The organism is Acidovorax sp. GW458-11-26-14-TSB4 (assembly GCF_059423865.1).
Window position 1 is genome coordinate 33,557 of record NZ_JBWKYR010000020.1, and the last position, 12,196, is coordinate 45,752.

Here is a 12,196-nt window from a genome sequence, read left to right on the forward strand (position 1 = left end):
GCAGCGTGCCACGCTGCCTGCGGGTGATCCGCATTGAACTCGCAGGCCTGGGCCCCGTCCAGCGCGGGCAGTTGGGGCCGCCGTGTCAGCGTCGGGCAAGCCCCTCGGACCAGTCAGTTGCCGAGCAAGCCCGTGGCCTGCATCGCCGCGCTGGCAAAGTTGGTGATGACCCGCAGCACGCGCAGGTCCTCGCGGTCGAACTGCTGGTGGTCATGGTGCACCACCCACACCGTGCCCACAGCCACGCTGCCCTTGAAGAAAGGCACCAGCAGCACCTCGCGCGCAGGCGCATGCATTTCCTTGATGTAAGGGAACGCCTTGATCGGCTCGCGCACCAGGATCGCCTCGCCGCGCGCCACCACCGCCCCGCAGGGGCTGAAATTGCGCGGCATGGTGCCGTTGACGTAGCGGCTGTACTCGCCGGCCGTGGCGATCCAGCGGAACACCGGCTCGGGCCCGCCCTGCTCCAGCGACACCCCCGCCGATGCCGCCCCGGTGAGCTCCATCGCCACATCCGCCAGCGCTTGCGCCATGTCGCGCGGGCGCGTCGCCAGCACCTCCACCAGCCGCGCCATGGCGACGCTCTCGGCCTCGTAATCGGCCGGAAAGCCCGGTCGCGTGGCCATCTGCCGGCTGACGTCGACCTCGCCCAGGATGTCGCTGGGGCAGGCGGGAAGGTTCTCGGCTTCATCCATGGGGGTTGCCGTGTTCAGGTTGGAATGCATCCATGCACTCTAGGCCCGAAGACCGCGACTTTTCAAGTCTCTTTTTGCCACCCCGAGATGCACAGGCGCATCCGGCAGGATGGCAGGCCCGTGCAGGCATGCGCCGGCTCACCCCGGCACCAACAGCATCTGCCCGCCCTGCGCCGGCCGGTAGGCAAAGCGGCCCGTCAGCACCACCTTGCCGCCCACGCGCGCAGTCCAGCTGTAGTCGCCCACGCGGGTGCCGGCGTTGCCGAAATCGCTGGGGTAGTGCACGGTGCCTGCGAGCTCGCCATCGCTCTGGGGCGCGGCCGTGGCCTTTGTGGTCTGGCCGCCGGGCATGGTCACGGTGAACTCCACCGGCGCCTGCCGGGTTGCCATCTTGTCGCTCACGCTCAGCGCGATGGCCGGGCGCGCGGAATACAGCACGCTCGCCGTCTGCGCCAGCGCGGGCGTACCGGCGGCCAACAGCACCGCCGTAGCAAGCGCCAGCCGGCGCGGGCAAAAATGAATAGGCTCCATCGAATGCTCCTTTTTTCCGGAATCGGTCAATCGCCGCATGCCACTGTGCGCAGATTGGGCACCGAGGCCGGCTCCCACGGCGCGCGGCCAATCGTGGTGCCGCCACCCCAGCCGTATTCGAAGCGCTCGCCAGCACCGGCGGTGGAACCGAAGGCGCTGATGCGGCCCTTGCCCACGTCGAAGCCCCAGGCCTGCTGCAGCCGCTCGATCTGGAGCCGGGTACCCGGCGGCAGCGTGCGCATCAGCTGCATGCCATGAAAGCCGTCGTTGACGGCATTGCGCGGGTGTGCGGCCAGCACCAGCGCCTTGGCATCGCGCACGGCGTACAGGCCGGCCTCCTGCACCAGCACCACCTGCGCCGGGGCGCGCAGGGGCAGGCAACCGCTGGCCGACAGCTCATGCGTGCCCTGGCAACCGGCCAGCGCGGCCATGCAGGGCAGCAGCGTCCACACCAGCCGGCGGGCGGCTGGCCAAGTGGGCGACGAATGGAGCGCAGCCGCTTTTGCCATGCGTGCACTGTGCCGCAGCCCGCACTCCGGCCGGGTAGGACAAGGCGCCTCCCGGGCTGTGTGCGATGACCGCACAGCCTGGCACAGCCTGCGGCGGCTGCGCCACGGGCCATCAGCGCATGCCGCAGCGGCGGATCAGCGCTTTGCGGGCACCGGCTGCAGATCCTTCATCAGCCCGGCGAGCAGCACGCCCGTGCGGGCCTGGCCTTCGCTGTTCATCCATGCCGAGAAGGCCGAGGCGGCGGCCTTGTTGGCGGCCACCTCCTTCTGGCCGATGGGGGACTCGTAGTGCTTGAGGATCTCGCGCAGGTCGCTGACCGACAGATCGGCGCCATAGCTGGCCACCCATTTCGCGGCCAGTTCCTTGCCCGAGAACATCTGCGCGCAGCGCTGCACGAACCGGTCGAACGCGGCCTTTTGCGCATCGCTCGCCTCACCACCGCTCTGGCCCACAATGTCGCCCAGCAGCTTGGCGCCATAGCCTTTCAAGGATTCGCGCTGGTCGGCCAGCTGCTGCTCGAACTGGGCCTGGACACCCTGCGCGATGGCGATCTTCTGCACCAGCTCCTGCCGGGTTTCCTGGGCAAAGGCCGTCGGCATGCCGGCACAGATCAGGGTGGCAACAGCGAAGTGGACAAGGCGATGGTGGTGCATGGTTCGTTCTCCGAGGGACATACGACAAACAAAAGGCGCCCGTGATCGGAGCCCAGCGAATGTATCCCGCCGACGCGGTCGTTTCGGTTCGAGCGCGCCCTCCCCCCCGAATGGGTGAGCTTGTTCCAGCCGGCACAGAGCCCACACCTGGTGAAGGAACATCAGTGCATGCCTGCGCTCCCCCCCGGCCACATCCGAGGGATTGCCATATGCGGCGACTGGCAGCAATGGCATGGGCGACGGCATTGGCAGGAATGGCCGCAACCATCCCTCTGCACTCCCGTGGAGCCTGCTGGTGTCCTGAGTTGGAAGTTCGTTGAAGAAAGAAATCTGCCGAAATCGCTGCCAGGCCAGGCGCAAAGCACAGCCATGCCCGGTGGCATGGCGCGCATTTGCAACGACGCATGGCGGCGATTGCCGGGAGATTTACTCAACGAATTTCGAACCCGGGACACCAGAGCCTGTTAACACTGATTTCGGGGATCGCGTTGCCCGACCTGGGGGCTGGATGCAAGGCGCCCTTGCCCAGCAAGTCAACAACGCAGCCATACAAGCGCCCTGCCACCTGAGCGCCCTACCGCACAGCCCCAGCATACCGCTGACCCCGAGGGTCATTGGCAGGCGATGGGTGACCCGGCATGGCCGGGTGGCCCCATGCCAGCACGTCGGCAATGCCGCCATGCTCGTCGTTGCGCACCTGCACGATCTGCCCCGAGCGCAGTGCGCGCAGCAGCTGCGGCGTGAGGTCGAAGCTGGCGGACAGGCCGGCGTCGTCCAGCGCAGGGATCTTGCCGCGCCGCTCCACACGGCGGCGCATCTGGTTGTAAAGCGCCCAGGCGGCCAGCACGCAGGCGTTCAGCCCGGCAATGGCGACGTAGCCGGCCAGTGTGTCGGCGGTGGCGATCACAGGCTCCAGGCGCGCGGCCAGGCCCGGCCCCTGGTAGCGCACCATCTCGAAGACGCCGCGGCCCACCAGGTAGAAGAAGCCGGCCCAGGCCAGCAGGGTGGCCAGCAGGTCGAACACGCGCATCAGGCGGCCCTGGCGGGTGCGGATCAGTGGGTTTTTCATGGGGTGGTGTTGCTCCTGGGGATGCCACGGTCGGGGCTGGTCCAGCGGGCGCGCGACTGGCGCGACTTGAGCATGACCAGCGGAAAGCTCACCAGCGTGGTGAAGAGGCTCAGCATCCAGTACACCACCGGGTACCAGATCATCCACAGCAGCGTGCTGCGGATGGTGGGCTCGTAGCGCCGCTCGATGGACACGCTGACTGCGAACTGCATGAGGCAGGTGACCGACAGCACCAGCCCGGTGAACGATGGCGGCATGATGGTGGGCACGTACAGGTGCTCGGGCATGTCGAAGAACCTGCCCAGCAGGTACAGGATGATGGTCAGCCCGAACATGAAGGCCCATGCGGTGGACATGCAGAACTCCAGCATCAAGAGCCACATGCGGCGGTTGCGCCAATGCCACATGCCGCGCAGGTTTTTCAGGAACACCTCGGCCCCGCCCTGCGACCAGCGCAGGCGCTGCTGCCACAGGCCGCGCAGTGTCTCGGGCATCAAAATCCAGCACAGCGCGCGCGGCTCGAAGAAGATCGACCAGTGGCGCTTTTGCAGTTTCCAGCTGATGTCGATGTCCTCGGTGATCATGTCCGGGCTCCAGTAGCCCACGTCATCGAGCGCGCGCCGGCGAAAGGCCGCCACCACGCCGGAGACGGTGAACACCTGGCCGTACACGCGCTGCGTGCGCTTGATGAGCCCGATGATGGACGAGAACTCCCCCACCTGGATGCGCCCCACCAGCGTGGAGCGCGTGCGGATGCGCGGATTGCCCGTGACGGCGCCCACGCGCGGGTTGTTGATCAGCGGCGCCACCAGGTAGGCCACCGCATCGCGGTCAAGCAGCGCATCGCCGTCGATGCACACCAGGTACTCGCTGCGCGCAGACGCCGCGCCCATGCGCAGGGCGATGGCCTTGCCCTGGTTCTGCGCCAGGTGCACCACGCGCAGGCGCGGGTGCTCGGCGGCCAGGGCATCGAGCACCTGGCCGGTGTGGTCGCTCGACCCGTCGTTGATGGCGATGACCTCGATGTTCGGGTAGCGCTGCGCCAGGGCGGCGCGCAGCGCATCGCCGGCGTTGTCGCCCTCGTTGTGGCAGGGCACGAGGATGGACACCAGCGGCTGGCCCGCCAGCTCGGGGGCCGGTACATCGGGGCCCCAGGCCCAGTGGCGCTCCCAGTGCATCCAGTAGTACAGGCCGCCCGCAATCCAGATGCCGGACATGAACAGCGGATAAAGGAACACGAAGTCCAGCACCGCATCGCTGGTGAAGGCCGCCTGCAGCGCAAGCGGGCCGGCAATGATGAACACCAGCACCGAGAGTGCGATGGCACGTTGAATGATCATGGCTGCAAGGCCCCACTGTTGGATAGCACGGGGCGCACTGCCGGGATGGCTGGGTGCCCGCTGATGAAGTTGTCGGGGTAGTAGCCAAAGCTGCGCGCACCGCGCACCTGCAGCCGGCGCATCCAGTGCGCCAGGCGCTCGCTGGCCACCGGCTGGCCGGTGCGCCAGTCCAAGGCCTGCAGCTCGAAGACGGTGCGCTCCACCGCGCCAGGGCGGCGGGTGATGGTGTCCACCACGCGGTCGAGCCAGGCGTCGGCTTCGCCCTCGGGCACCTGCTCCATCAGCGGCATGGCCATGGGGGCCGTCCAGTCGTAGGCGGCCAGAAAGTCGTCCAGGTTCTGCGCGAACCAGGCCTCGCTCTCGGGCGCCAGCATGGGCATGGCGAAGAGGTTGCGCGCCGTTTTCACCTGCGGGCCGCGGATGGCGCGCACGCGCTCGGCCAGGTGCAGGGTGAAGTCGGTCAATGCGCGCGTCTTGAAGCGCGTCCAGCGCTGGTGCATGGCCGGGTCGGCGCGCAGCTCGGCCACGCTGGCGGGCAGGCCGGCCTGGCGGTAGGCCGCCAGGGCGCCGGGGCTGGCGTCTTCGTAATCCGACAGCAGCGCATCGTCGTGGAACAGCACGCCGTCGAACCAGGCACTGCGCGCCAGGTCTTCGTAGATGTCGGTGATGCGCGCACGCGCCGTGGCGTCAAACGGCGACAGGCGGCGGTACTGGCCGGGCTCTGCAGTCCGACCCGGCGGCGCCAGCGCCTGCACGCGCGGCAGTGCCGGGTCGAGGTCGAAGGCCAGCACCGGCATCCACGCATACACCGCCACCCGGCTGCGCGTGCGCAGCTGCCAGGCCACGCGGTTGAACAGGTCGGCGCGCATGGGCAGCCAGCGGTTGGGAAAGTACACGCTGTGCACCGTGCCATCGCCCTGCACGTCCGCAAAGGCCTGCAGGAACACGGTGTTGACCCCCAGGTCCGAGATGCGCTGCACCAGGTGGTCGAAATTGCGCGTCTGCTGCGCCGGGTCGGCGTCGTACAGGTAATCGAGGTCCACATGCGCCACGCGCAGCACGCGCGGCTCCTGCGTGGCCACCACGGCGGCGGCGAACTGGTCCACCGAGGGGTCGCCCGTCACCAGCAGGCGCGGCGTGTTGAACAGTGTGCCGGTGTGGCCCAGGCCCTCGTCCAGCGTCACCGCCATCTGGTAGCCATGGCGCTGGACCACAGCCAGCGCCGTTCCACTGGCCGTGCCATATGGCCACACCCAGACCCGCGGGGTCTTGCCGGTGACCTGGCGGATGCGCGCGGTGATGGCGGCCACGTCGGCATCCACCAGCGCGGTGAAGGCCTCGTCGCCCTCGTAGCTTGCGCTGGTCGCGTCGTAGCGCCGCGCCGCCGCTGCGGGCTGCAGGTTGCCCTGGGGGTTGGCCAGCACGCCCTGGTGCAGGTCGTTGGTGTGCGCGCCCACCTCCACCAGGCCCGATGCGGCCATCTCGGCCACCTGGGCCCAGGTGGCAAAGCGCTCGCGCGGCGTGGGCTGGCCGCCAAAGTCCACCGTCTGCCCGGCGGGGGCATCCAGCCACGCGCCCACGGGCGCCAGCACGGCCGGCCAGCCGGTGGCCTGCAGCAGCGGGTACACCCGGTCGTAAAAGCTGCGGTAGCCGTCGTCAAAGGTCAGCAGCACGGCCTTGGGCGGCAGGGGCGTGCCGCCGTCGCGCGCGGCCAGGATCTGGTCGACCGACACGGGCTGGTAGCCGTTCTCGCGCAGCCAGCCGAAGTGCGCCACCAGGCGCTCGGTGCGCACCGCCAGGTAGCGGGCATCGACATCCGCGTCCTGCACGTCGTGGTACGCCACGGTGACGAAGCTGTTGGCCGGCCAGGGGCGCTCGGCATGGGGCAGTGCGCGGTCGCGCGGGTGCACGAAGGGCGGCGCCCCGCTGGCGCAGGCAGAGACCAGCGCCGCGATGGCCAGCAGGGACAAAAGCCGCAGAAACACGGGGATCATGGCAGCAGCACCTCAGAATTTGTAGAGCAGGTCGAACGCGGTGCGCACGATGCGCTCGTTCACCCCGTCGTAGGGGCGGCGGGTGACCGACACGGCCAACCCCAGCTCGAAGGTGTCGTTCATGCGCAGGCGCTGGCCATAGCCGACGGTGGCCACGTTGCCGGTGCCGTAGCCGCGCTGCGTGTACGCGCCCACGCCCAGCTGCAGGCGCTGGCGCCATTCGGTCTGGTAGTGGCGGTACAGCACATGCGACACATCCAGCGTGGGCAGCACGAACAGGTCGGCTTCGGGCGCGAAGTACGGCCCGCCGGGCTGGCTGTTGCGCGAGCCCGAGAGCTCCAGCACCGCATCGGCAACCACGCCGTAGCGCGTGAACAGGCGCTCGCGCCCCACCACGCCCACGGCCGTGCGGCGGTTGCCATCGGAGTAGTCGAGCGCGCCCAGCGACAGGTTCCACTCGCGCCGCTCGTTGGCGCGCCAGCGCAGGCCTGCCGAGGCGCTGTTGGCGGTGATGTCGCTGCGCAGCGCGCGCAGCGGCGTGTCGCGCGACAGGCGCTCGGCCGCGCCGCTCACCTGCCAGCGGTCGCTGAAATCGTGGCGCCCCTCCAGCCGCAGGCCCGTGCGCTGGCCGTGGCCAAACTCGTGGGTGGAGAGCTCGCCCTCCACCGTGTTGTCGCGCACCCGCCACTCGGCGCCGGCGCGCAGGCTGCGGTGCAGGCCGCGCCCTTCGGCAAAGTCGCCGCTGCCAAAGCCGTGGCCGGCAAACAGGCGCCAGTCGTCCGCCAGCGGTGCGCTGTAGCCCACGGTGTCGATGCCGTAGTCGCCGTTGCCGATGGTGGGGTTGGGGCTGGACGACAGGCCCCGGTAGCCCGAGATGCGCAGCTCGGGCATGCGGTAGACGCGGCGCAGGCGGTCCAGCCGCTGCACTTGGCGGTTTTCGGGGTAGCGCGCCATCACGTCGTCGGCCAGCGCATCGGCCTGTGCCCACTCCTGCAGGTCCAGCGCGGTAAAGCCCTGCTGCAGTTCAAGTCCAAGGGCGCGCGGCTCCATGGCCTCGACCAGTTTGAGCTCTTCTTCAGCGCGGCGCGGCCAGGCGCGACCCCGGTACACGCCCGCCAAAGCGATGCGTGCACCCAGGTGGCCGGGGGCCATGGCCACCATGCGCTCGAAGCGCAGTTGCGCCTCGGGCGTGTCGTCGGCAAAGCTGTGCGCCTGCGCGGCCATCATGGCGGCGCCTGGCCAGGCGCCCAGGCCTGAAGGGGTCGTTGCCAGCGCCTGCGCCGTGCTGTCGGCCAGGGCCACGGCCTTGTCCATGGCCTCGGTTTCCACCAGCGCATAGAACAGGCCGGAGGTGTCGATCACGCTGCCCGCCGGGGTGGCCGGGTCGGCCTGGCTGCGCGCCAGCAGCTCGCTGTAGAGCAGGCGCGCGGCCTCGGCCTGGCGCAGGTACAGGTAAGCGCCGGCGGCCCAGCGCAGGGCGTAGTCGGGCACGGGCACGCCTTCGCGCCGCAGGGCCTCGTACTCGGCCACGGCATCGGCCATGCGCGCGCGCACGGTGAGCGCGCCAATGCGGTCCACGCGCATGCGCTGCAGATCGCGCGCGGCGTCGGGGTCGGCGCGCCAGGTGGTCAGCGCGCGTTCGTAGTGCAGCAGCGCCCGGTCGGCCAGCGCAAAGCGCTCTCCCTCGCTGCGCGTGGGCGAAAAGGACAGCCGCACGAGCTCGGCGCCGATGTCGGCCTGCAGCCGGCGCTGCTGCGCGGTGTTCATGAGCGCGGGGCGCGCATCCACCAGTTGCTGCGCCTGCGTTGGCAGGCCGGCCGACTGCAGCGCATCGGCATAGGCCACCTGCACGGCGTTGTCGTCGGGGGCCAGCGAGCGGGCGCGGCTCACCTCGGTCAGCGCGGCATAGAAGCGGCGTGCGGCGGTGTGCACATAGGCCAGGGCCAGGCGGCGCTGCGCCACCATGGGCGCATCGGCCACCAGGGCCTGGGCCTGGGCCAGCGCCTGCTCGTCGCGCCCCGCGTCGGCCAGCACCTGCACCTGGCCAATGCGCAGCTGCGCATCGCCGGGCGCCAGGGCCAGCGCACGGGCATACACGGCCAGGGCGTCATCCCATTCGCGCAGGTTGCGGTGGGCGCGGGCCACAGTGCCCAGCGTGCTCACCGGCAGCGCGCGCTGCAGGCCATGCTGGCGGTATACCTGCACCACCTCGCCATCGAGCCCGGCCCAGCCGGCGATATCGATCCAGTCGGCCACGCGGCGCGCCCCGTCGGCTTCAGTGAGTGGCTGCGTGCGCAAAAAAGCAAGGGCGGGCGCGGTATCACCCTCCCGGGCGCGGCGCACCATGGTGTCGTAACTGTCGCTCAGCGGGGGAGATGCGTGCGCCAGCGCACAGACCATTGCGCCGGTGGCCAACGCGGCCTTGAATGCCCTTCCGGAAGCACCGGGCGCATGGCGGGCCGCGCCTAACACCGGGCTGCTTCAGGGGCGAAGTCTTGAAGGGACCGAGGGAGGCAGCAGCCATGCGCAGCTGCGGCAGGCCCACAGGCCCGCGCTGTGCATGGTGAAAGCAGGGAGATGAATAGCATCAGCCATGGTGGCCGATGGGGGGACGGGGCGCTGTAGCTGTGCGGGCCGCACCTGTGTCAGCGAAGAGGCCATGGCCGACCAGACTGCGCCAATCAGAGGCTATGGCGCCGGGGACGCCACCCTGTAGCAGTCCTTGCCGGCGCGCTTGGCCTCGTACAGGGCTTCATCGGCCAGGCGCATGAGCAGTTGCGGCTCGGTACCATGGTCCGGCGCATACGCCACGCCGATGCTGGCGCGGATGCGGGCTTCGCCCCCGGCCAGCGCAATGGGCTGCCTGAGCCGCTCCAGCACCCGGTTCAGCACGGTCTCCACCTGGCCCCGGTCTTGCACGTTGGTAAGCGCAATGGCGAATTCATCGCCCCCCAGGCGCGTCACGGTGTCCTGGCTGCGCACACAGGCCAGCAAGCGCCTGGCGGTCTCCACCAGCACCTGGTCGCCCGCGGCGTGCCCCAGCGCGTCGTTCACGGCCTTGAAGCCGTCGAGGTCGATGTAGCACACAGCCACCAGGCTCGATGCCCCGCCCAGTTGCTCGAGCGCCGCGCGCAGGCGCTCGGCAAACTGCGTGCGATTGGCCAGGCCGGTCAGTGCGTCGTGCAGGGCCAATTGCGCCAACTGGTCCTCCCGCCCCTTCATGGCGGTGATGTCGACAAACATCCACAGCGATTCGTCGCCCGAGACGGGCGTCCCGCTCAGATCGATCCAGACCGGGCTGCCGTCCTTGCGCCGCATCTTGAGCTGGGTGCGGTAGCGGCGGTTGTCGCGAAGGTGCTCATACCCTTGCGCCCCGACCCGCTCGTAGGACTCGTCGTCCAGATAGAGCAGGCGCGAAGGCTCGCCATCCAGTTCATCGGGGCCGTAGCCAAAGATCGCCTTGAACGCCTTGTTCGACCAGACCGTGGTGCGGCTCTTGGTGCGCACCATGCCAATGAGCTCGTTGTCCAGCATCAGCTGCTGTTGCTGGAGCAGGCCGGCGATGCGCCGTTCGGCCAGCACATGGCGCTGGCGCTGGACATACAGGCCGAACGATGCCCCCACCATCGACACGCCGGCCAGCAGCAGCAGCGCGGCGATGATCTGCACATCGCGCCGCCAGGGCGCCAGGAAGTCGCTCGGGGCCAGCCCCGCCAGAACCGTCAGCTCGAACCCGGGAACCCGGTGGTAGGCGGTCACCCGCTCGATGCCGTCGAGCGCCGTGGGGGTGCGGTACCAGCCTTGTGCAGGGTTGCGCGCCAGGGCATCCCTGAGCTCGCTGGACACGCTGGCGGAGCCGATGTTCCTGTCGCTGATGGGCTCGTCGGGCACGAAGCGCGCAATCAGCCGCTGGTCCTTGGAGCGCAGCGAAATGGCGCCCGACTTGCCCAGCTTCAACCGGCTGAAGCTGCGCGCGAAATGCGCGCTGGAGAGGGCGGCGTACGCCACGCCGCCAAAGCTCCCATCCCGGTTTTCGATGCGCCTTGCCAGCACGATCCCCCACTGCCTGGTGATCCGGCCCTGCAGGGGCTCGGAAACGGCCAGGCCATCGGTGAGGCGTGCGGCTTCGAAATAGCCACGGTCGGCAATGCTCACCGGCGCGGCGCCCTGGGCCAGCCCCGCGCGCACCATGCCATCGGGTCCGGCAATGCGAATGGCGTCCACCTCGGGCAAAAGCTTTTCCTGGTGGCGCAGCACCTTGTCGATGGCCAGGGGTCCGGCCTCATCGGCCAACCCGGCCCGGTAAGCGGACGTGGCGCTCGACAGCGCGTTGTCGACCAGCCTGAGTTCACCGGCGATTTCCGCAGCCAGGCCTGCGGCCATGTTCTGCGCGACCTCGGCGGCACGGGCCTCGTCGGCATGCAGGCTGGTCTTGAGCCCGACCCACCCCGCCACGAACAGCAGCCCGATGATGGCAAGGTTGCCACACACCAGGTGAATCGCAAAACGCCTCAGCTTGGCGTCAGAAAGGTCGATGGAATGCGGCAAGGAAATTCAGCAAGGGGGAAGGTGCGGCCATCCCATTATCGACGCAGCGCCACGCGGCAGCCCCCGTGGAAAACACCCTCCTCCTTGCAAACATGCACGGCTCCCCCCGCCTTGCCGATGGCGGCATGCAGCATCTGCGGCGTGCAGGGCTTGGGCAGCACGTCAAAGCCCAGTTGCGAGATGCGGGCCAGCTGCTCGGCATACCCGGTCATCATCACCACCCGCTGCGCAGGCCACTTCTAGCGGAGGTGCCTGGCCAGGACCTCGCCGTTGAGCGCACCGGGCATCATCACGTCGGTCAGCACCAGGTCGGGCCGCTCGCCTTCATCGAGCAGGTAGATGGCCTTGTCGGCCCGGTCCACCCGGGTGACGGTGCACCCCAGCGACTGCAGCAGGGGCACCAGCGACTCGGCCACCTCGTCGTTGTCCTCCACCACCAGCAGGCTCCTGCCCAGGGGCTTGAAGGTGGTGTTTGCGGCGGCCTCGTCCCCGGTTGCGCGGGGGGCCGTGCTGGGCAGGTACAGGCTGATGCGCGTGCCCTTGCCCAGCTCGCTGGAGATGTGCGCGCAGCCGCCCACGCCCTGGCAAAAGCCATACGCCTGGCTCAGGCCCAGGCCCGTGCCCTGGCCCACCAGCTTGGTGGTGAAGAAGGGCTCGAACGCCTTGTCCAGGTCGTCCGGCGCAATGCCGCTGCCGGTGTCGGACACTTCGACGACGACCATCTCGGCTTCCCGGTCCTGCGCCCCGCCCTGCTGGCGCCCGGCCCTCCGGGCCGACTGGCGTGGCGCCGCCCCCCGAATGGGTGACGCGCTCCCGCCCGCGCATGCCCAAAGGCCGCGCTACCATCCCCGGCAGA

Annotated in this window: 11 protein-coding genes; all 11 read right to left on the reverse strand. The window is 69.4% G+C overall.

The window, feature by feature from the left end:
- Positions 1-113: 113 nt before the first annotated feature.
- A complete protein-coding gene (locus tag AC07X5_RS26705) occupies positions 114-695 on the reverse strand; it encodes a GAF domain-containing protein (protein ID WP_494772590.1) in 582 nt (193 codons plus the stop codon).
- 138 nt (positions 696-833) lie between these two features.
- A complete protein-coding gene (locus AC07X5_RS26710; protein WP_494772591.1) occupies positions 834-1,226 on the reverse strand; it encodes a hypothetical protein in 393 nt (130 codons plus the stop codon).
- 26 nt (positions 1,227-1,252) lie between these two features.
- Positions 1,253-1,735 carry a hypothetical protein gene (locus AC07X5_RS26715; protein WP_494772592.1) on the reverse strand — a complete coding sequence of 161 codons (483 nt, stop codon included), beginning with the start codon at positions 1,733-1,735 and terminating at the stop codon, positions 1,253-1,255.
- A 135-nt stretch (positions 1,736-1,870) separates the two neighbouring features.
- Entirely contained in the window at positions 1,871-2,389 is a 519-nt protein-coding gene (locus AC07X5_RS26720; RefSeq protein WP_494772593.1) for a DUF2059 domain-containing protein, read from the reverse strand.
- A gap of 574 nt (positions 2,390-2,963) precedes the next feature.
- Positions 2,964-3,458 (reverse strand): poly-beta-1,6-N-acetyl-D-glucosamine biosynthesis protein PgaD, encoded by a 495-nt coding sequence (gene pgaD / locus AC07X5_RS26725; protein ID WP_409954453.1) that lies wholly within the window; start codon positions 3,456-3,458, stop codon positions 2,964-2,966.
- On the reverse strand, positions 3,455-4,795 hold the full coding sequence (pgaC, locus tag AC07X5_RS26730; RefSeq protein WP_494772641.1) for a poly-beta-1,6-N-acetyl-D-glucosamine synthase: 1,341 nt from the start codon (positions 4,793-4,795) through the stop codon (positions 3,455-3,457). The genes pgaD and pgaC overlap by 4 nt, the downstream gene beginning before the upstream one ends.
- On the reverse strand, positions 4,795-6,792 hold the full coding sequence (gene pgaB, locus AC07X5_RS26735) for a poly-beta-1,6-N-acetyl-D-glucosamine N-deacetylase PgaB (protein ID WP_494772594.1): 1,998 nt from the start codon (positions 6,790-6,792) through the stop codon (positions 4,795-4,797). The genes pgaC and pgaB overlap by 1 nt, the downstream gene beginning before the upstream one ends.
- A 12-nt stretch (positions 6,793-6,804) precedes the next feature.
- Positions 6,805-9,207, reverse strand: a complete 2,403-nt coding sequence (pgaA, locus tag AC07X5_RS26740) for a poly-beta-1,6 N-acetyl-D-glucosamine export porin PgaA (protein ID WP_494772595.1) — start codon at positions 9,205-9,207, stop codon at positions 6,805-6,807.
- Between the two features lie 273 nt (positions 9,208-9,480).
- The gene (locus AC07X5_RS26745) at positions 9,481-11,283 is read right to left on the reverse strand and encodes a diguanylate cyclase domain-containing protein (RefSeq protein WP_494772596.1); all 1,803 of its coding nucleotides are present in this window, start codon (positions 11,281-11,283) and stop codon (positions 9,481-9,483) included.
- Positions 11,284-11,375: 92 nt separating this feature from the next.
- Positions 11,376-11,555: a hypothetical protein gene (locus AC07X5_RS26750; RefSeq protein ID WP_494772597.1), complete on the reverse strand. Its 180-nt coding sequence runs from the start codon at positions 11,553-11,555 to the stop codon at positions 11,376-11,378.
- Positions 11,556-11,579: 24 nt separating this feature from the next.
- Positions 11,580-12,062 (reverse strand): ATP-binding protein, encoded by a 483-nt coding sequence (locus AC07X5_RS26755; protein ID WP_494772598.1) that lies wholly within the window; start codon positions 12,060-12,062, stop codon positions 11,580-11,582.
- Positions 12,063-12,196 lie beyond the last annotated feature (134 nt).

Excerpts from the sequence above, each read along its gene's own strand:
- AC07X5_RS26705 (WP_494772590.1), bottom strand. The coding sequence starts at position 695 with ATGGATGAAGCCGAGAACCTTCCCGCCTGCCCCAGCGACATCCTGGGC.
- AC07X5_RS26710 (WP_494772591.1), bottom strand. The coding sequence starts at position 1,226 with ATGGAGCCTATTCATTTTTGCCCGCGCCGGCTGGCGCTTGCTACGGCG.
- AC07X5_RS26715 (WP_494772592.1), bottom strand. The coding sequence starts at position 1,735 with ATGGCAAAAGCGGCTGCGCTCCATTCGTCGCCCACTTGGCCAGCCGCC.
- AC07X5_RS26720 (WP_494772593.1), bottom strand. The coding sequence starts at position 2,389 with ATGCACCACCATCGCCTTGTCCACTTCGCTGTTGCCACCCTGATCTGT.
- pgaD (WP_409954453.1), bottom strand. The coding sequence starts at position 3,458 with ATGAAAAACCCACTGATCCGCACCCGCCAGGGCCGCCTGATGCGCGTG.
- pgaB (WP_494772594.1), bottom strand. The coding sequence starts at position 6,792 with ATGATCCCCGTGTTTCTGCGGCTTTTGTCCCTGCTGGCCATCGCGGCG.
- AC07X5_RS26750 (WP_494772597.1), bottom strand. The coding sequence starts at position 11,555 with ATGATGACCGGGTATGCCGAGCAGCTGGCCCGCATCTCGCAACTGGGC.
- AC07X5_RS26755 (WP_494772598.1), bottom strand. The coding sequence starts at position 12,062 with ATGGTCGTCGTCGAAGTGTCCGACACCGGCAGCGGCATTGCGCCGGAC.